Here is a 16,211-nt window from a genome sequence, read left to right as displayed (position 1 = left end):
CCACGGTCAGTCTCCCCGCGCATGAGCCTTGTCAAGAAATTCGCCACCGTCGCTTCCGGCACGCTGATGAGCCGCGCCCTGGGCTTCGGCCGCGAGATGCTGATGGCGGCCGCACTCGGCACCGGGCCGGTCGCCGACGCGTTCAACGCCGCCTTCCAGTTTCCCAACACTTTCCGCCGGCTGTTCGCCGAAGGCGCCTTCAACGCCGCCTTCGTGCCGCTGTTCGCCAAGGAGATCGAGACCCACGGCACCGAAGGCGCCAAGCGCTTTTCCGAAGAAGTGTTCGGCGTACTGTTCACGGCGCTGCTGGCGCTGACGATCGTCATGGAACTGTCGATGCCGCTGATCGTGCGCTATTTGGTGGCGCCGGGCTTTGCCGACACGCCGGGCAAGTTCGAGACGACGGTCCGGCTTGCAACGATCATGTTTCCCTACCTGATCTGCATGTCGCTCGGCGCCATGATGGCCGGCATGCTGAACTCGCTGCGCCGCTATTTCGCCGCCGCGGTGGCGCCGGTGTTCCTCAACATCATCCTGATCGGCGTGCTGGCCTATGCCTGGTACCACGGTCTCGACGCACGCGCCGTCGGCTTCGGCTTGTCCTGGGGGGTGCTCGCGGCGGGGCTGGTGCAACTCGCCATCGTCTGGGTGGCGGTGCGCCATGCTGGCATCTCGATCGGTTTTCGCCGGCCGAAGATGACGCCCAGCGTCAAGCGGTTGCTGATCCTGGCGCTGCCGGCGGCGATCACCGGCGGCATCACCCAGATCAACCAGCTGATCGGCACGGCGATCGCCTCGGCGCAGGACAGCGCCGTGTCATCGCTCGCCTATGCCGACCGCATCTACCAATTACCGCTTGGTGTCGTCGGCGTGGCGGTCGCGATCGTGCTGTTGCCGGAACTGTCGCGGGCGCTGAAATCGGGCAACCTGATCGAGGCAGCCAACCTGCAGAACCGCTCGGTCGAGTTCACGCTGTTCATGACCTTGCCGGCAGCCGCCGCTCTCTGGGTCATGTCCGAGCCGATCGTGCGGCTGGTGTATGAGCGCGGCGCCTTTGCCGCCAACCATTCGACGCCGACCGTGGCGGCGATCCTGGCGATCTTCGGCCTGGGTCTACCGGCCTTCGTGCTGATCAAGGCATTTACCCCCGGCTATTTCGCCCGCGAGGATACGCGCACGCCAATGATGTTTGCCGCCATCTCGGTTGCGGTGAACGTCGCGACCGCGCTGACGCTGTTCCCGTCGATGGGCGCGCCGGGCATTGCGGTAGCCTCGGCCGTCGCCGGCTGGGTCAACGCGCTGATGCTGCTTGCCGTGCTGATCCGCCGCGGTCATTGGGGCCGCGACGTGCCGCTGTTGAAGCGCATTCCGAGGCTGGTGCTGTCGGCGGCGGTGATGGGAGCAGTGCTCTATTTCGCCGAGCACTGGTTGGCCGTCAGGCTCGGCCCCGGCTCGCCGCTGGTCGTCAAGGCGACAACGCTGCTCAGTCTCGTCGCAGGCGGAGCACTGCTCTATTTCATCACCGCGTTTGCCACCGGCGGCGCCGATTTCGGCATGATCCGGCGCAATGTCCAACGCGGATCGGCCAAGGCGGCACCGTCGCAGGCAAAAGCCGATCTGGACGAATAAGCCACGCGATCTGTCAGCAGTGCGGTCTTGATCGCAAGGCTGCCTTCGTCCATAAGCGCGCCGTCGCAAGACTTTCGCCGCGCGCGAAACGGCCCTCCACAAGCCATGAGGACAATCATGACCGCCTTCAAACCGCTCGTCTTTTCGGGCGTCCAGCCGACCGGAAATCTTCATCTCGGCAACTATCTCGGCGCCATCAAGAAATTCGTCGCCCTGCAGGACACGTCCGACTGCATCTATTGCGTCGTCGATCTGCATTCACTGACAGCGCAACTGGTTTATGACGACCTTGCCGACCAGACGCGCTCGATCACCGCGGCCTTCCTCGCCTCCGGCATCGACCCGAAGAAGCACATCGTCTTCAACCAGTCGCGGGTCATGCAGCATGCCGAGCTTGCCTGGATCTTCAACTGCGTGGCGCGCATCGGCTGGATGAACCGCATGACGCAGTTCAAGGACAAGGCCGGCAAGGACCGCGAGAACGCCTCGCTCGGCCTGCTCGCCTATCCGAGCCTGATGGCTGCCGACATCCTGCTCTATCGTGCCACTCACGTGCCGGTGGGCGAGGACCAGAAGCAGCATCTGGAGCTGACCCGCGACATCGCGCAAAAATTCAACAACGACTTTTCGGACCGCATCGCAGCGCTTGGCGTCGGCGTCGAGATGCAGGTCGGCGAGGAGACGGTGAATGGCTATTTCCCGCTGACCGAACCGGTCATCGGCGGGCCGGCGGCGCGCATCATGAGCCTTCGCGACGGTTCGAAGAAGATGTCGAAGTCGGACCCGTCGGACCTGTCGCGCATCAATTTGACCGATGACGCCGACACCATCTCGAAGAAGATCCGCAAGGCCAAGACCGACCCGGAAGCCTTGCCGAGCGAGTTGGACGGCCTTGCCGGCCGACCCGAGGCGGAGAACCTGGTCGGCATTTATGCCGGCCTCGCGGAACTCTCGAAGGCCGATGTACTGAAGGAATTCGGCGGCCAGCAGTTTTCCGTGTTCAAGCCGGCGCTGGCCGACCTTGCCGTGGACAGGCTGGCGCCGATCGCCGGCGAGATGCGCCGTATCTTAGGCGACCGTGCCTATGTCGACGCGGTGCTGAGGGACGGCGGCGAACGCGCCGGCACCTTGGCGGAATCCACGATGAAGACGGTGCGCGACATCATCGGCCTTTTGCAAGGCTGATCTGTCCTGTCACGATCCCAGCCGCCGGCCGCTTGCGGCCGGTCTGTGGCGGTGGCAGATTGCGGCCGAAATGACACCTGGTAGATAGACATGGTCTCCAAACGCCTCAGCCGCGAAGTCGGCCACCGCCGCAAGTTCCTGGCGATCATCGACGACACGCCGGAATGCGAGCGCGCCGTCGCCTACGCCTCGAAGCGGGCGCAGAGCACCAGCGGTGTGCTGGTGCTGCTCTATGTGATCGAGCCGGACGATTTCCAGCACTGGCTGGGGGTCGAGAAGATCATGCGCGAAGAGGCCAACGCCACTGCGCGCACCGCGCTCGACAGCTATGCCAACAAGGTGCGCCAGAAGCTCGGCATCGAGCCGGAGCTGGTGGTGCGCGAAGGCAAGCCGACCGAAGAGATCCACAGACTGATCGAGGAAGACCAGGACATCGCCATCCTTGTGCTGGCGGCCGGTGCCGGCAAGGAAGGCCCAGGGCCGCTGGTCGGCGCGGTGGCCGGCAAGGGCGCCGCCTTCCCCATTCCCGTCACTGTGGTGCCGCAGAATCTGTCGGATGAGGAGATCGACAGCCTGGCCTGAAGGCGTGCCGATATTCAGGTGAGGCCGGCCTGCGAACTGCAGTTTCCTGCGCTTCCGTTGCTCACGTACTTTGAGTACGCTCCGCTCCGGTTCTCGGAACCTACGCGGCCTGACCTGAATCTCATCACACCTTGGAACTCGCAGGGACGCTGAAAAAACATTCCGCCAGCCAGCCTTTCAGGCGACGCGTTTCGCTTGAATGTCCAGCCGATAGAGCCTATTTAGAACTATTCCAAACTATTGCCCGACACGGGCATGGAGACAGCCATGTTCATCCAGACCGAATCGACGCCGAACCCGGCGACGCTGAAGTTCCTGCCCGGCAAGGAAGTGCTGCGCGAAGGCACCGCCGATTTCCGCGACGCCGACAGCGCGGCAGGAGCTTCGCCGCTGGCTGGCCGGCTGTTCGAGATCCCGGGCGTCACCGGCGTCTTCTTCGGTTATGATTTCATCACGGTGACCAAGGACGGTCCCGACTGGCAGCATCTGAAGCCGGCGATCCTCGGCGCCATCATGGAGCACTTCATGTCAGGCGCGCCCGTCATGGCGAGGGCCGGCCCCGCTGCCGAGACCAGCCAGACCGGCGAGTTTTACGACAAGGCCGACGAAGAGCTGGTCATCACCATCAAGGAACTGCTCGACACCAGGGTGCGCCCGGCGGTTGCCCAGGATGGCGGCGACATCACCTTCCGCGGCTTCGAGAACGGCACCGTGTTCCTGCACATGAAGGGCGCCTGCGCTGGCTGTCCGTCGTCGACAGCGACGCTGAAGCACGGCATCCAGAACCTGCTCCGGCATTTCGTGCCCGAGGTACAGCAGGTCGAACAGGTCTCCTGATAATTCTACTCCGCCGGCCGCCTGACGCGGTTTTCTGGGCTTCCGGTGTTCACGTACCTTAGTACGCTCCGCTCCGGTTCTTGAAAACCACGCCATCCGGACTCGGCGGAGCGAACTCTGAGCGGCTTGCCTGAGATCATGTCCCAGTTCAGACAACAAAAAACCGGGCCGAATTGCCCGGTTTTCTGTTTTTGAACGTCCATTTGTTGCCTAGACGGTCCGCGTCATAAAAGGTGTCACAGCACGATGACCTTGGCGCCGACCGACGTGCGGTCGTAGAGGTTGATAATGTCCTGGTTCATCAGCCGGATGCAGCCCGACGACATCGCCTTGCCGATCGAATTCCATTCCGGGCTGCCATGCAGGCGGTAGCCCATGTCGCCGCCCTTGTTGAACAGATACATGGCGCGCGCGCCGAGCGGGTTCTTCAGGCCGGGCTCCATGCCGCCGGCGAACTTGGCGAGCTCGGGCTGGCGCTTGATCATCTGCGAGGGCGGCGTCCAGGTCGGCCATTCGCGCTTGATCGCGATACGGGCGGTGCCGTGCCATTCGAAGCCTTCACGGCCGACGCCGATACCGTAGCGTATCGCGCGGCCGTCGCCCTCGACGAAGTAGAGAAACTTGTTCTGGGTATCGACGATGATGGTGCCCGGCTTTTCCTTGGTGTCGTAATTCACCTCTTGCCGGTGATACTTCGCGGGCACCTTCTCGATCGGGATGCGCGGCAATTGATAGCCCGCATCGGTGACCGCGCCGTAGTTGTTGGTGAACAGCCGCGAACCGATGGTGCTGCAACCACTAATGGCGGTCGACAGCGCGAGGGCAGCGACAATTGCAAACGACTTCATGCGCATGAATAGGTCCGATGCCCTGCCCAGTTGATCGCGGCACGAGTCGGCCGCTTTTTCCTTAACCATTCATGCTGGCATTTGCGTTGCTTGCCAAGCGCGCGATGCCTATATGCAGGACCTTACGTGCTGGTAAGCCCGCGACTGCGGCATTTCGGCAACAGCCGTGACAGGATTGTGAAGCAATTTCAATGGGGCAGTTCCGAGAGCTGCCGGAACCAGGGAAGACACCATGAATGTCGGAGATGCCGCGGAGCGTTCCGGCCTGCCGGCCAAGACCATCCGCTACTATGAGGAAATCGGCCTGATCGCGCCGGCGCGCGCCAGCAATGGCTACCGCGACTATTCGGGCGACGACATCCACCGGCTGGCCTTCCTGTGCCGCGCGCGCAACCTCGGCTTTTCCATCGACGACTGCCGCCAGCTGATGGCGCTCTACCAGGATCGCAGCCGTGCCAGCCACGATGTGCGCGAGATCGCCGCCGCCCATGTCAGCGCCATCGAGGCGAAGGTGCGAGAGCTTCAGTCGATGCGCTCGACCTTGCAAAAGCTGATCCATGCCTGCCACGGCGACGACCGGCCGGACTGCCCGATTTTGGATGATATTGCAGGGGCGGCTGAAGGCAATCGAGCGCCGACGGCATAGAGGAACGGCTGCGGCATCAACGGCCGCTACCGGACCGGTGAACCAGGCTGCCTAGTCGACGCGGTTGATAATTTCTTTGCCAGCTTCCCGCTTGGTTGTCCGCTTGAGGAACAATTTGGCGTGTTCCGCCCAATCGGCTGCCGTCACGTCATGCTCACGAACAGACTTCCTGAACACCTCGCGTAGAGCATCGAGATCGAAGGCCGAGAGCCTCTCGCTTTTTGATGCTGCCCTGTCCACCGCCATGCCTACCCCTGAAGCAATGGGAAAAGTATATATTCTTATATGATCCGCACGCGTGGGCCTTCAAGGCTGAAAGCAATCCTGGCCTGACTTCTTTTGGGTGTAATTGCTGCCTTTGCGTGGCGGTCATCTGATCGTGGCTGGGTTCGTCAATTTACGATCGCCACCCTGCAAATGAGCATCCCGCCGATAATCGCCTGGCTGCGATCACAACCCGCTCGCTCCAGGTATTGCATGAGGCGCTGTTGAAGACGGTCAAGGACATCACGGGGTGCGATGCAGCCTTCATCGACGGCACGGGACAGCGCCGGTGCAGCAACGTCTTGAGCAAAAATAAGCCCCGCCTTCTTTGGATGAAGCTGGCGGGGCGGAGGAAAAGTAGGCTACGCCCTATCAAGTACCCAAGAATTGCTACGCTGATGTGACAGGCGGACCGCGGCTGATTCAACGTGGGAACCGAGCCGGTCCAGCCGCATGCTGCGAGCATTACCACTCGCTCCAGGCGCTGCATGAGGCGCTTTTGACGACGGTGAAGGACATCACCGGCAGGATGCGCCGTTTGTTAGATGGAACGGGATGGGCCGATGGTAGCGCCCTACGGCTGGGTGGCGCCTAAGCTGGCGTCTTGATGTCCAGTGTCAGGCTGGCCCGCAACAGCGGCTTGTGTCCTTCACGGACCTCTATCGAGAGAACGCGGTGTTCTGGCTTCTCGATACCTCTGGCCAGCTCGGCCAATATCCTGATGGCGCTCCATATCAGACCGCCGGCCTGTCGGTAAAGCAAACGGCCGACGCGGGCTGCCGGATGAGAGCATTGCCTGCGTCGGCCATCTGTCGCGGCGGACCTTGGGAGCGACATGCCGCCGGCTAGACCTAGGGCGCCCAAGGTGACGGGCAACGCAACCGCGCCGCTTGGTTAAAAACGTACAGTTGAATCCCATTGAGCCACACCTGAAAGGTTTATGAATCCTCAGATCGCCATTCTGTTTCCGGCCCTTGGATGGGAGGTTGCATCATGGATAAGCCAGGTGTTTCGGTATCGGCTTTCGACTGCGATATCCTGCGCAGCACTTTCGCTATATCCGTCATCGAAGATGATATCCCCGAGGATCTATGGCGAGAATACGCTTCGCAGATGGTCCGCGACTTCACCGGCATAGCGAAGGTCGATCCCGACTTGCTGGAATGGATTGTGCGGAAGTAGCCGCAGCCGTAGGGGAATGAATGGCCGGAGCAGTCGGGCGTTCGCTGCTAGGTTTGTTGCACCGCACCGGCCATTTGCGGGATTTGGATATGAAGCCCCCCGCGCCGATTAAGCTATAGGCATATTAGACATCACTCAATTTAGACTGAGTGCCCTGGTTCACCGGGCCTAATGGCGCTATCCAGCCTTAGGGGATGGCGGCTAACGCTTGGTCTCTTCGCGTTTCTGCTGCACCAGCTTCTTTATCTGTTCGTTGGTGAGCTTCGGCGCGTGGGCGATTGCCGTATCCGCTGGCCTTCGGCGTAGGCCAATGCGAACGCTTCAAACTCGAACGTCAGGGTCTGTACTTGGTCATCCGCCCCAAAAAGCAACCGGCCCGGACCTAGACCGGCGTTCTATCCCTGCCTCTAGCTGTCGCCTTGTGGGTCCTGATATCCATCCAATAGGCAATCCGGGACGGCGCGGTTCATAAGGTCGCGCGTTCGCTGGATGTGTTCCGGATTGAGGTCTGGACGATCCGCTATGAGATTTCGTGTCCACTCATCATGAATCTGTTCCGTCCATTTTCCACGATACAGACGGCCACCCGCTGCGAGTTCTACAAGGAGGTCTCGCAGCGGGGCCGGATAAAGAACACAGGCGTCGAGGACGGCGGTATATGGAGAGGTCTTAATAGCCCATCCCCAATTCCTGGGCTTGAGCGGCTAGCTCCTCCATTACCTTTTTCCGCTCCTCCTCCGCATTGTTACGGTAGGCAGCCAGATCGCTGAATTTTACGCGCCGATGAGTGCCGACCATATTAAACGGGAGCTTACCCTCTTCGAGTAGGCGAATGAGGTATGGCCTCGATACATTGAGATAGTCAGCCGCCTCCTGTGTCGTGAGTTCGGCATGAACAGGGATTATCGTTACAGCGTTCCCCTGTCCCATTTCGGTGAGGAGATGATTGTGTTGGCTCGATTTGCTCCCTCCAGAAACGCCAGCCGAAGAAGCAGGGCGAACTTGTTGCGGGCCAATTTGACACCAGATCGAACGAAGCTCTCAGCGCTGTTGTAAGGCGGGTTGGTCACGATGTTGTCGGCTGGCGTCTTTGCGGTATTGAAGTCGATTCCGGATGTGCCAAAGCCCCGGTCAAATAGGTCCGAACTGCGTACTGGATTGCCACGGCTCGCCAGAACTCGGGACATCGCCCCGTCGCCGCAAGCACATTCCCATATCTCTCCGGTGAAGGTCTCATTTTCCATGAGGGCATGTGTCGCCCACGCGGGCGTCGGAAAATAGTCGGGGCCGGCGAGATCAGCAAACCGCTTCATGGTGGGCTTGAAGCCACCGTTGAGGTTGTAGGTAGCGTCCATATGATTCGCCCTCCAGTTAACGGGTGCGGCGGATTGACTCAGGCCGGCGGCCATTCCCCCTATCGGCTGGGTAGCGCCATGCTGTCTTTAGCACCGATGGATTTAGGCCCTCAGTCTTAATTGAGCGATTTCTAATATGCCTATAGCTTAGGCAGCGCGGGAGAATGGTTGCCACCACCCGCAATGGCCGGTGCAGTACCCCCCGAAGTGATACCCCCGCTGCACCGGTCGTTGCCTCCGGCGACTGTCGCGCGACGGTATAGACTCCTGTATGCTTTAGCGGAAAGCTTAGGAGGCGGTCATGACCAAGCTGACAAGCGCCGCAGACATGGCCCGGTCGGTGGGCGTTGATCCGAAAGCGTTTCGACTGGCATTGCGAGACGCGCAGTTCCCCTGGCAGCACCAGACCAACGATGATTGGAGCGTGGAACTCGATAGCCCAGAGCATTCATCAATGCGGACCGTGCTGGTAACCCTCCTAAAGAAGCGCAAGAAGCCCATTGCCCGTCTTGTCGGGCGCGCTAATTCAGCGGGTGGCAATCCCTAAAATTGCCACCCGCTGTCCTGACTATATTCCTATTTTCAGCTTGGGTTTGTCAGCCATATAATCGCCCCCAAGAAGGCGATTGTATATTTGACAGACCCATTGGCGAATCTAGGGCGCTTTGATATGAATCGCGCATGGGGTTTCTCGATCAACTCAAAGCCGTTTGGCCTCTCGTGACGCAAGCGCCATGGGGATTTGCGCCGGTTGCGTTTGCCGTCCTTGCTTCAGGATGGGCAGTAGGGCGATTCATGTATGGCCAGCGGATTGCGCTCCTAAAGGAGCGGATCGAATCCTACAAAGAGAAGCTTGACGGCGCGTCACCCGAAGAGGCGCGGTTGCGTATTGACCGGCTTGAAGCTCGCATTCGGCAGTTGGAGGCTACCGCACCGAGAACACTTGGCCCGGAGCAAATGGAGGCTATTGCAGAAGCTGGGCGCCGTTCGCCCGGCAGAATCCTCATAACTTACGATTCGGCTGCGTCGGACGGGGGCGCCTTGCAAGCCCAGTTTTTGCAGGCTTTCCGAAAAGCCGGGTGGACAGCTTCAGGGAATTTCATGGCGGGAGGTGAAGACGATTATCTCCACGAGTTTGTACTGAACCTGCCGGCCGACGCGACACCCGCATCACAGGCCGCCCGCACCGCACTACAGTCAGCTAAAATCAGCTTCGCAAGTGGCCAAAGAAGCAACAATATAGTCCAGATATAGACGCTGAGATCGTGATTTTCGCGAGGGTAATTTAAGGCTTTTTATCGGGCCTTTTCTGCATGTCTTCCTTCGGCGGCGTCGTCTTCGCCACCTTCCGAAGTGCTTCATTCAACGGCTCCTCGGAATCGACGGCGCCAATCTTGCGCGCCAACTCGCGGAATTTCTTATACTGCCTGTCCTTAGCGTGCTGGTCGGATTCCAGAGTGCGAGCAGCTTTCTCTTTTTGCGTCTTTTCGTCGGTCAAGACCGATTCCCTTTACCGGAGTAGGCAAATCACCTATATTCCTTGCGGGCAAGGATCGCTAGTTCGGGTAGCGGACGACGGGATTCGAACCCGCAATGGCTGACTGGGAAGAAAGCTGTTTTACCGTTAAACTACGTCCGCGTAGTTCGCAGGGGTCGGGAAACCGGCCCCTTTCGCGTTAGAATGGGATCTCCTCATCTAGTTCCCGGGATGGCCGAGCAAAGCTGGTTTCTTGCTGTAGAGGCTGCGGGGGCAAGGCGACCCTTTCGCCCTTGGGCGTCAGCACGAACGTTCCATCAGTCACCCGATCCACGTATCCCTTTTCAACGTAGAGCGACATATGGCGCCGCAGGTTTGTCTTGTTGAGTTCAACATTGTTATGCCGACCGAATTCAACGATGTCGTCATAGCCGGCGCCGTTCGGCCGAAGGTCCTTCATCATTGCTAGGATGCTGCGCCAAGCCTCCGACATGCCCCTCCCTGTCGTCGCAGGACGCCGGCGTTTAGGGCGCTCTTCCGGGCTCGCATCGACCTGGGCCTTAACCGCCTCTAACTCTTGCACTCGGCCTTGGAGTTCTCTCCAGCGGGTTTCCTGAACCGCAAGATAGTCTTCCGCGTCGACAACCTTTTGACGGGCGACCTGCATAGCCGTCTCGGCGGCCTGCAGTTCTTGCCTTCGCGTCGCCAGTTGCGATTCGAGGTATTCTTTGATCATGCATCGGACGTAGCGTCACCCGGGGCAGATGTCAATTGCGGGGTTTTTACCCACCCATGTCTTTTTACACGGGGGACGTTGACAGCCGGCAATGAATCGATAATTAATCCCCCTGACGCCCGTCGTCGCACTATTCGTCCCGGCTCTGTCGTTCTGACGCGGCCCGGAACGCAATGGAGCGCTCCGGAGCGCTGGGCTCTTTCCCAGCTAACTCCGAAGGTCAAAGACGATGGTTTATTGTCAGTTGCCTAAAGGCGTTCACGTGCGTGAATACGTTCGTGTCCGCTTTGGAAGGGTAGAGTTCATCACCGAACACTGCCGTTCCTATCCTTCTCGCTAACGGTTTGGCGACCCTGAGAAGGTGATAAGAAGGCGACGGGCGTCACCTGTTCCATCATGAATCATTCGTGAGTCCGGGTCAAGGCCGGCGTCGACGCTTGCGTTGTTCGCCGCGCCAGAGCGGCAACTGAAGTTGGACCGGTTTTCGATAGTGGAGTTCCTTAGATCGTAACAGGCCCGCGATAGGTCAGGCGCTTTCCCTTGGCACCCTTCAACGCGATCAGCGAGCGGACGTTATCTTCTATGCCCAGGGCCGAACGGTTCGAATAGCGGAAGTCGAATTCGGCTAGATAGCGGTGCAGGTGGTGTTCAGCACAATGCTGGTAGACGCCCTTCATGCCGCGCTTGAAGATCGAATAGAAGCCTTCCACGGTATTGGTGTGGATGGTCTTTGCGCCTTCGTAGCGAACGTATTCGTCCTTGGAATGCACAACCGTATCGTGCGAGGCGAACTCGCTGCTGAGATAGCGGTAGCCGCCCCATTCGTCGGTCATCATGGCGGTTTCCTTCGCGATGTTGGCGCGCACGATAGGCATGACTGTTCCGATACGGGCGGTATCGACATGGAAGGAACGGGCACGGCCACCGCGCTCGACCAACGTAACGACGGTGTTCTTGTGAGCGCTGCCACCAGCCTTAACCGGGGTGCCGGCCAAACGTCCGATGTAGGTCTCGTCAACTTCGACGGTCTTGTCGTTGCCGCCCATGGGCGTGAAGTCATCCGAACGCATGGTTTCACGAATGCGATGGCAAAGGAACCAAGCGGTCTTGTAGGTGATTTCCAGAGCGCGGTGCAGCTGGTGCGCCGAAACGCCCTTCTTGCTGGCGCACATGGCGTGGATTGCCTGAAGCCAAATGTGCAGCGGAAGCTTTGACTCTTCGAAGATCGTGCCCATGCGAACCGTGAACTTCTTGCGGCAATCCGAGCACTTGTAGAGGCCGTGGATTTCGAGGCCGTGCGGGTTCTTCTTGGAAGCCTTCGTGCGTCCGCCCTTCAAGGCGTAGTGCTTTTCCATAGAGCCGCAATGATGGCAAACCGGACCCTGCGGCCAGAGCATACCCTCGACATGCTCGAAGGCGGCGGCTTCATCGTGGAAGTAGGGGCGGGACAGAACGGACATTAGCGATAACTCCTTGGATTAGTTATCGCATAATCATTTGGGTCTGTCAAATATATAATCGCCCCCAAGAAACGGGTTCAAACCGTGAACAAAATCTGGCATGGTGCCCATCATGCCCTTCATTTCTCCGATTCCCCTCAACCCGCTGATCGACGGCCGCCAGTCGGAGCGGGCCATGCTGGTGCGGCGTGGCGTGCAGCGGTTGTTGATGGACATGGGCGCGCATGTGCTGCCTGAACTGTCCTTGGCCACCGGCCGCCGTGCCGACCTTGTGGCGCTGACCCGCCAGGGCGACATCTGGATCATCGAGATCAAATCGTCGATCGAGGATTTCCGGGTCGACCGCAAATGGCCGGACTACCGGCTGCATTCCGACCGCTTCTTCTTCGCCACCCATCCCGGCGTGCCCGCGGAGATCTTTCCCGACGAATGCGGTTTCATCCTCTCCGACGGCTATGGCGCCGAGATCCTGCGCGATGCGCCCGAGCACCGCATGGCGGCTGCGACACGCAAGGCGCTGATGCTGAGGATCGCGCGCGCCGGGGCCGCGCGGCTGCTGGCGGCGGAGCTTGCGGGCGTGGCGGTGCCAGCGCTCGAGGGGGAGAGCGAATAGAGTTTTGGGTGCTGCGATCAGCGCCTGGCTGGACGTTTCTGCTCTTCCTGTGGCGCGACGTCTGTCAGCTTTCACCGAAACCGCAAACGGCATACCCACAGAACCCTACTCCATCTCCTCGTCAGCGTCTCCCGCAGCCGGCGCCACCAGCAGCACGGCGGCGCCGACAAGCGCGGCGATGAGGGAGCCGGCGAGGATGCCGACCTTGACCGCATCCTGCAGCGCCACATCGCTGGCGAAGGCGAGCAGGCCGATGAACAGGCTCATGGTGAAGCCGATGCCGCAGAGAAGCGAGATGCCGACCAGGTGCAGCCAGCCGGCATTCGCCGGCAAATCGGCGAAACCCAGCCGAATGGCTAAAGCCGAGGAGCCGAAGACGCCGACCAGTTTGCCGGCGACGAGGCCGGCAGCCACGCCCAGCGTCAGCGGCTCGACCAGCGCGGCCAGGCTGACGCCGGCGAGCGAGACGCCGGCATTGGCGAAGCCGAAGATCGGGATGACGACGAAAGGCACGATCCTGTGCAGACCGTGTTCAAGCCGATGCAGCGGCGAATGTTCAATATCGTGGCTGATGCCGGGAGAGCGTTCGAGCGGAATGGTCAGCGCAAGTGCTACGCCGGCGAGCGTCGCGTGGACGCCCGACTTCAGCACCAGCACCCACAAGACGATGCCGAGCACGAGGTAGGGCACGAGTGTTAGCACCCGCATGCGGTTGAGCACGACGAGCACGGCGATGACCGCGAAGGCAGCACCCAGATAGGCGAGCGACAGGCCACTTGTATAGAACAGCGCGATGATGATCACGGCGCCGAGATCGTCGATGATGGCCAAGGCGGTGAGGAAGATTTTCAGCGAGGCCGGCACGCGATTGCCGAGCAGCGACAGCACGCCGAGCGCAAAGGCGATGTCGGTGGCGGTCGGGATCGCCCAGCCGGACAGGGCAGCGGTGTTGTCGCGGTTGATGGCGACATAGACCAGCGCCGGAACCACCATGCCGCCGGCCGCCGCAACGCCCGGCAGCACGCGACGCGGCCAGGTCGAGAGCTGGCCGTCCAGCATTTCGCGCTTGATCTCCAGCCCGACCAGCAGGAAGAACACCGCCATCAGCCCGTCATTGATCCAGTGCGAGACGCTGAGCGGCCCGAGATAGGCGTGGAGGCCGGCAAAATAGGTTTCGGACAGCGGCGAGTTGGCGACGATGAGGGCAAGTGCCGCCGCGCCCATCAGAATGATGCCCCCGGCTGCCTCGCCATCGAGGAATTCGCGAAAGATGGAAACCGGCCGCGCCGTGTCGTCCCGCATGTCGCCTCCGTCACTTCGGAATCACCTTGGCAGATGATGCGCAAGCCTTGGTTGCGAGGCAAGCAGCCCGCCAGTCAGCCTGTGGTCAGCGCGGCGCGCGCTTGGCGAGAATCCGCTGCAGCGTGCGGCGATGCATGTTGAGCCGGCGCGCGGTCTCGGAGACGTTGCGGTCGCACATTTCGTAGACACGCTGGATGTGCTCCCAGCGCACGCGGTCGGCCGACATTGGATTTTCCGGCGGTGCGGCGCGTTCGCCCGAGGTGCGGGTCAGCGCGGCAAAGATGTCGTCGGCGTCGGCCGGCTTCGACAGATAGTCGATGGCGCCGAGTTTTACCGCGGTCACCGCGGTGGCGATGTTGCCGTAGCCGGTGAGGATGACGGCGCGGGCGTCGTCGCGCTTCTCGCGGATGGCGGCGACGACGTCGAGGCCGTTGCCGTCACCGAGCCGCATGTCGACCACCGCATAGGCCGGCGGATGGGCGCGTGCTTTCGTCACCGCCTCTTCGACGCTGTCGGCCGTCTCGACCACGAAGCCCCTGGTTTCCATGGCGCGGGCAAGCCGCGTCAGGAACGGCTTGTCGTCATCGACGATCAACAGCGAGGTGTCCTCGCCTTCAACCATTGCGCCAGTCGTTTCGTCTCCGCTCATCGCTTCCAGAAATCCTGCTGCCTTAGTTTTACGCAGATACAGTTCCGCAACACTATTGTCCAATTTTTAGCGCCTGCAACCGGGCTCGACAGGGCCACGATGCAGGTTTCAGGCGGTGTCGAACATGCTCGATGACGATTCCGGATTGAGGAAGACGCTGCGCGGCCACGAAATCTGCACCACGGCGCCCTCGCCCAGCCCGCTCGAATTGCGGAAATCGAGCGTGGCGCCGGAGCGTTCGAGCAAGGTCTTGGCGATGAACAGGCCAAGACCCAGGCCGCCGCCGGCCTCGGTGCCTTGGCGCGTCGACATATAAGGCTCGCCGATGCGGTCGATGATCTCGGGCGGAAAGCCCGGCCCGTCGTCGATGATCGAGAAGCTGACGTGATCGTCATCCCAGCTCCAGCGTACGGTGACGGTCTTGCGGGCGAAGTCGACGGCGTTCTCGACCAGATTGCCGAGGCCGTAAATGACGCCCGGGTTGCGCCGTCCGACCGGTTCGGCACCGATGCGCTCGCCCGGCCGGAGCTTGATCGAGATGCCGAAATCGCGGTGCGGCGCCGTCACCTCCTCGACCAGCGAGGTCAGCGGCAGGCGCGATAGATGCGCCTCGCCCTCGGAAGACAGGCTGGTCAGCCGTTTCAGGATCTCGCGGCAGCGTTCGCTCTGCGAGCGCAGCAGCGTTACGTCCTCGCGATATTTCGGGTCGTCGCCAAGCACCTTCTCCATCTCCTTGGCGACAAGCGCGATGGTAGCGAGCGGCGTGCCCAATTCATGCGCGGCGGCGGCGGCAAGGCCATCCAGGGCGGAAAGATGCTGCTCGCGCTGCAGCACCAGCTCGGTGGCGGCGAGCGCGTTGGCGAGCAGGCGCGCTTCCTCGGCGACGCGGAAGGCGTAGATGGCGGTGAAGGCAATCGAGGAAAACACCGCCATCCAGATGCCGGCGACATAGACGAACGGCATCGCTAAAGGCGCGTCTTCATGCCAGGGTAGCGGCTGGTGGAAGAAGACCAGCAGGGTCGCCGCCGCCATGACCAGCGCGCCGAGCACCGCGGTGAGGCGCAGCGGCAGCGACGCCGCCGAGATGACGACGGGCACTGTCATCAGCACTGAAAACGGGTTGGTGAGACCGCCGGTCAAATAGAGCAGGCCGGCAAGCTGCAGGCTGTCGAAGGTCAGGATGACCAAGGCCGACAGCGGGGTCAACCGGTGCGCCGCCGGGTAGCGGAAGGTCAGCCAGAGGTTCATCCAGGCCGAGCAGGCGATCAGCGCGAAGCACATGCTGACCGGTAGCGGGAATTTCAGCCCATAGGCGACGAGAAGCACCGTCAAGCTCTGGCCGACGATGGCCAGCCAGCGCAGCCGGATCAGCGTGTTGAGGCGCAGCCGCTGGCTTTGTTGAAAGTCGGGCGCGTTGAGGATCTTGATCATGGCCAAGGATTATAG

Annotated in this window: 19 protein-coding genes and 1 tRNA gene; 9 read left to right on the top strand and 11 right to left on the bottom strand. The window is 61.2% G+C overall.

Annotated elements, in window-relative coordinates; all coding sequences use genetic code 11:
- The first annotated feature begins 21 nt into the window (after window positions 1-21).
- From murJ to D3227_RS02170, 4 genes are all read left to right on the top strand, one after another.
- Window positions 22-1,629 (top strand): murein biosynthesis integral membrane protein MurJ, encoded by a 1,608-nt coding sequence (gene murJ / locus D3227_RS02185; RefSeq protein ID WP_120012021.1) that lies wholly within the window; start codon window positions 22-24, stop codon window positions 1,627-1,629.
- A 117-nt stretch (window positions 1,630-1,746) separates the two neighbouring features.
- Window positions 1,747-2,814 carry a tryptophan--tRNA ligase gene (gene trpS / locus D3227_RS02180; protein WP_120012235.1) on the top strand — a complete coding sequence of 356 codons (1,068 nt, stop codon included), beginning with the start codon at window positions 1,747-1,749 and terminating at the stop codon, window positions 2,812-2,814.
- A gap of 90 nt (window positions 2,815-2,904) precedes the next feature.
- Window positions 2,905-3,396: a universal stress protein gene (locus tag D3227_RS02175; protein WP_120012020.1), complete on the top strand. Its 492-nt coding sequence runs from the start codon at window positions 2,905-2,907 to the stop codon at window positions 3,394-3,396.
- A 267-nt stretch (window positions 3,397-3,663) separates the two neighbouring features.
- Complete coding sequence (locus D3227_RS02170) at window positions 3,664-4,233, top strand: NifU family protein (protein WP_006206890.1); 570 nt, start codon at window positions 3,664-3,666, stop codon at window positions 4,231-4,233.
- A gap of 236 nt (window positions 4,234-4,469) precedes the next feature.
- Here D3227_RS02170 and D3227_RS02165 read toward each other — a convergent pair whose 3' ends face one another.
- On the bottom strand, window positions 4,470-5,087 hold the full coding sequence (locus tag D3227_RS02165) for a L,D-transpeptidase (protein ID WP_120012234.1): 618 nt from the start codon (window positions 5,085-5,087) through the stop codon (window positions 4,470-4,472).
- Between the two features lie 226 nt (window positions 5,088-5,313).
- Here D3227_RS02165 and cueR point away from each other — a divergent pair, with 226 nt between their 5' ends.
- On the top strand, window positions 5,314-5,727 hold the full coding sequence (gene cueR, locus D3227_RS02160) for a Cu(I)-responsive transcriptional regulator (RefSeq protein ID WP_120012019.1): 414 nt from the start codon (window positions 5,314-5,316) through the stop codon (window positions 5,725-5,727).
- Window positions 5,728-5,778: 51 nt separating this feature from the next.
- On the opposite strand, the gene D3227_RS02155 is transcribed toward cueR, so the two are convergent.
- Window positions 5,779-5,973, bottom strand: coding sequence for a hypothetical protein (locus D3227_RS02155; protein WP_120012018.1), 195 nt, complete (start codon window positions 5,971-5,973; stop codon window positions 5,779-5,781).
- A gap of 1,011 nt (window positions 5,974-6,984) precedes the next feature.
- On the opposite strand from D3227_RS02155, the gene D3227_RS02145 reads away from it, so the two are divergent.
- On the top strand, window positions 6,985-7,173 hold the full coding sequence (locus D3227_RS02145) for a hypothetical protein (RefSeq protein ID WP_120012016.1): 189 nt from the start codon (window positions 6,985-6,987) through the stop codon (window positions 7,171-7,173).
- Window positions 7,174-7,842: 669 nt separating this feature from the next.
- Here D3227_RS02145 and D3227_RS02140 read toward each other — a convergent pair.
- Together D3227_RS02140 and D3227_RS02135 are read right to left on the bottom strand one after the other, a co-directional pair.
- On the bottom strand, window positions 7,843-8,103 hold the full coding sequence (locus tag D3227_RS02140; RefSeq protein ID WP_120012015.1) for a helix-turn-helix domain-containing protein: 261 nt from the start codon (window positions 8,101-8,103) through the stop codon (window positions 7,843-7,845).
- On the bottom strand, window positions 8,082-8,528 hold the full coding sequence (locus tag D3227_RS02135) for a hypothetical protein (RefSeq protein ID WP_245451618.1): 447 nt from the start codon (window positions 8,526-8,528) through the stop codon (window positions 8,082-8,084). Before D3227_RS02135 ends, D3227_RS02140 begins: the two co-directional genes overlap by 22 nt.
- Before the next feature lie 301 nt (window positions 8,529-8,829).
- Here D3227_RS02135 and D3227_RS02130 point away from each other — a divergent pair, with 301 nt between their 5' ends.
- Together D3227_RS02130 and D3227_RS02125 are read left to right on the top strand one after the other, a co-directional pair.
- Window positions 8,830-9,075 carry a hypothetical protein gene (locus tag D3227_RS02130; RefSeq protein WP_120012014.1) on the top strand — a complete coding sequence of 82 codons (246 nt, stop codon included), beginning with the start codon at window positions 8,830-8,832 and terminating at the stop codon, window positions 9,073-9,075.
- A 134-nt stretch (window positions 9,076-9,209) separates the two neighbouring features.
- The gene (locus tag D3227_RS02125; RefSeq protein ID WP_120012013.1) at window positions 9,210-9,782 is read left to right on the top strand and encodes a hypothetical protein; all 573 of its coding nucleotides are present in this window, start codon (window positions 9,210-9,212) and stop codon (window positions 9,780-9,782) included.
- Window positions 9,783-9,813: 31 nt separating this feature from the next.
- On the opposite strand, the gene D3227_RS02120 is transcribed toward D3227_RS02125, so the two are convergent.
- The 4 genes from D3227_RS02120 to D3227_RS02105 all read right to left on the bottom strand — a co-directional run bounded on the left by D3227_RS02120 (window position 9,814) and on the right by D3227_RS02105 (window position 12,201).
- Window positions 9,814-10,026 carry a hypothetical protein gene (locus D3227_RS02120; RefSeq protein WP_120012012.1) on the bottom strand — a complete coding sequence of 71 codons (213 nt, stop codon included), beginning with the start codon at window positions 10,024-10,026 and terminating at the stop codon, window positions 9,814-9,816.
- Window positions 10,027-10,095: 69 nt separating this feature from the next.
- A tRNA-OTHER gene (locus D3227_RS02115) sits at window positions 10,096-10,167 on the bottom strand.
- Between the two features lie 37 nt (window positions 10,168-10,204).
- Entirely contained in the window at window positions 10,205-10,741 is a 537-nt protein-coding gene (locus tag D3227_RS02110; protein ID WP_120012011.1) for a hypothetical protein, read from the bottom strand.
- Window positions 10,742-11,241: 500 nt separating this feature from the next.
- A complete protein-coding gene (locus D3227_RS02105; RefSeq protein ID WP_120012010.1) occupies window positions 11,242-12,201 on the bottom strand; it encodes an IS1595 family transposase in 960 nt (319 codons plus the stop codon).
- A 112-nt stretch (window positions 12,202-12,313) separates the two neighbouring features.
- On the opposite strand from D3227_RS02105, the gene D3227_RS02100 reads away from it, so the two are divergent.
- Window positions 12,314-12,814 (top strand): MmcB family DNA repair protein, encoded by a 501-nt coding sequence (locus D3227_RS02100; protein ID WP_167480569.1) that lies wholly within the window; start codon window positions 12,314-12,316, stop codon window positions 12,812-12,814.
- Between the two features lie 105 nt (window positions 12,815-12,919).
- Here the strand turns inward: D3227_RS02100 and nhaA are convergent, their stop codons facing one another.
- From nhaA to D3227_RS02085, 3 genes are all read right to left on the bottom strand, one after another.
- Window positions 12,920-14,116 (bottom strand): Na+/H+ antiporter NhaA, encoded by a 1,197-nt coding sequence (gene nhaA / locus D3227_RS02095; RefSeq protein ID WP_120012008.1) that lies wholly within the window; start codon window positions 14,114-14,116, stop codon window positions 12,920-12,922.
- 85 nt (window positions 14,117-14,201) lie between these two features.
- Window positions 14,202-14,765 carry an ActR/PrrA/RegA family redox response regulator transcription factor gene (locus tag D3227_RS02090; protein WP_040584356.1) on the bottom strand — a complete coding sequence of 188 codons (564 nt, stop codon included), beginning with the start codon at window positions 14,763-14,765 and terminating at the stop codon, window positions 14,202-14,204.
- Between the two features lie 108 nt (window positions 14,766-14,873).
- A complete protein-coding gene (locus tag D3227_RS02085; protein WP_167480575.1) occupies window positions 14,874-16,196 on the bottom strand; it encodes an ActS/PrrB/RegB family redox-sensitive histidine kinase in 1,323 nt (440 codons plus the stop codon).
- Window positions 16,197-16,211: the final 15 nt, after the last annotated feature.

This window comes from Mesorhizobium waimense (genome assembly GCF_003601975.1).
GTDB lineage: Bacteria > Pseudomonadota > Alphaproteobacteria > Rhizobiales > Rhizobiaceae > Mesorhizobium > Mesorhizobium waimense.
Note: the sequence above shows the minus strand (reverse complement) of the source record. Positions and strands in the feature narration are given on the sequence as shown.

Excerpts from the sequence above, each read along its gene's own strand:
- murJ (WP_120012021.1), top strand. The coding sequence starts at position 22 with ATGAGCCTTGTCAAGAAATTCGCCACCGTCGCTTCCGGCACGCTGATG.
- trpS (WP_120012235.1), top strand. The coding sequence starts at position 1,747 with ATGACCGCCTTCAAACCGCTCGTCTTTTCGGGCGTCCAGCCGACCGGA.
- D3227_RS02175 (WP_120012020.1), top strand. The coding sequence starts at position 2,905 with ATGGTCTCCAAACGCCTCAGCCGCGAAGTCGGCCACCGCCGCAAGTTC.
- D3227_RS02170 (WP_006206890.1), top strand. The coding sequence starts at position 3,664 with ATGTTCATCCAGACCGAATCGACGCCGAACCCGGCGACGCTGAAGTTC.
- D3227_RS02165 (WP_120012234.1), bottom strand. The coding sequence starts at position 5,087 with ATGCGCATGAAGTCGTTTGCAATTGTCGCTGCCCTCGCGCTGTCGACC.
- cueR (WP_120012019.1), top strand. The coding sequence starts at position 5,314 with ATGAATGTCGGAGATGCCGCGGAGCGTTCCGGCCTGCCGGCCAAGACC.
- D3227_RS02155 (WP_120012018.1), bottom strand. The coding sequence starts at position 5,973 with ATGGCGGTGGACAGGGCAGCATCAAAAAGCGAGAGGCTCTCGGCCTTC.
- D3227_RS02145 (WP_120012016.1), top strand. The coding sequence starts at position 6,985 with ATGGATAAGCCAGGTGTTTCGGTATCGGCTTTCGACTGCGATATCCTG.
- D3227_RS02140 (WP_120012015.1), bottom strand. The coding sequence starts at position 8,103 with ATGGGACAGGGGAACGCTGTAACGATAATCCCTGTTCATGCCGAACTC.
- D3227_RS02135 (WP_245451618.1), bottom strand. The coding sequence starts at position 8,528 with ATGGACGCTACCTACAACCTCAACGGTGGCTTCAAGCCCACCATGAAG.
- D3227_RS02130 (WP_120012014.1), top strand. The coding sequence starts at position 8,830 with ATGACCAAGCTGACAAGCGCCGCAGACATGGCCCGGTCGGTGGGCGTT.
- D3227_RS02125 (WP_120012013.1), top strand. The coding sequence starts at position 9,210 with ATGGGGTTTCTCGATCAACTCAAAGCCGTTTGGCCTCTCGTGACGCAA.
- D3227_RS02110 (WP_120012011.1), bottom strand. The coding sequence starts at position 10,741 with ATGATCAAAGAATACCTCGAATCGCAACTGGCGACGCGAAGGCAAGAA.
- D3227_RS02105 (WP_120012010.1), bottom strand. The coding sequence starts at position 12,201 with ATGTCCGTTCTGTCCCGCCCCTACTTCCACGATGAAGCCGCCGCCTTC.
- D3227_RS02100 (WP_167480569.1), top strand. The coding sequence starts at position 12,314 with ATGCCCTTCATTTCTCCGATTCCCCTCAACCCGCTGATCGACGGCCGC.
- nhaA (WP_120012008.1), bottom strand. The coding sequence starts at position 14,116 with ATGCGGGACGACACGGCGCGGCCGGTTTCCATCTTTCGCGAATTCCTC.
- D3227_RS02090 (WP_040584356.1), bottom strand. The coding sequence starts at position 14,765 with ATGAGCGGAGACGAAACGACTGGCGCAATGGTTGAAGGCGAGGACACC.
- D3227_RS02085 (WP_167480575.1), bottom strand. The coding sequence starts at position 16,196 with ATGATCAAGATCCTCAACGCGCCCGACTTTCAACAAAGCCAGCGGCTG.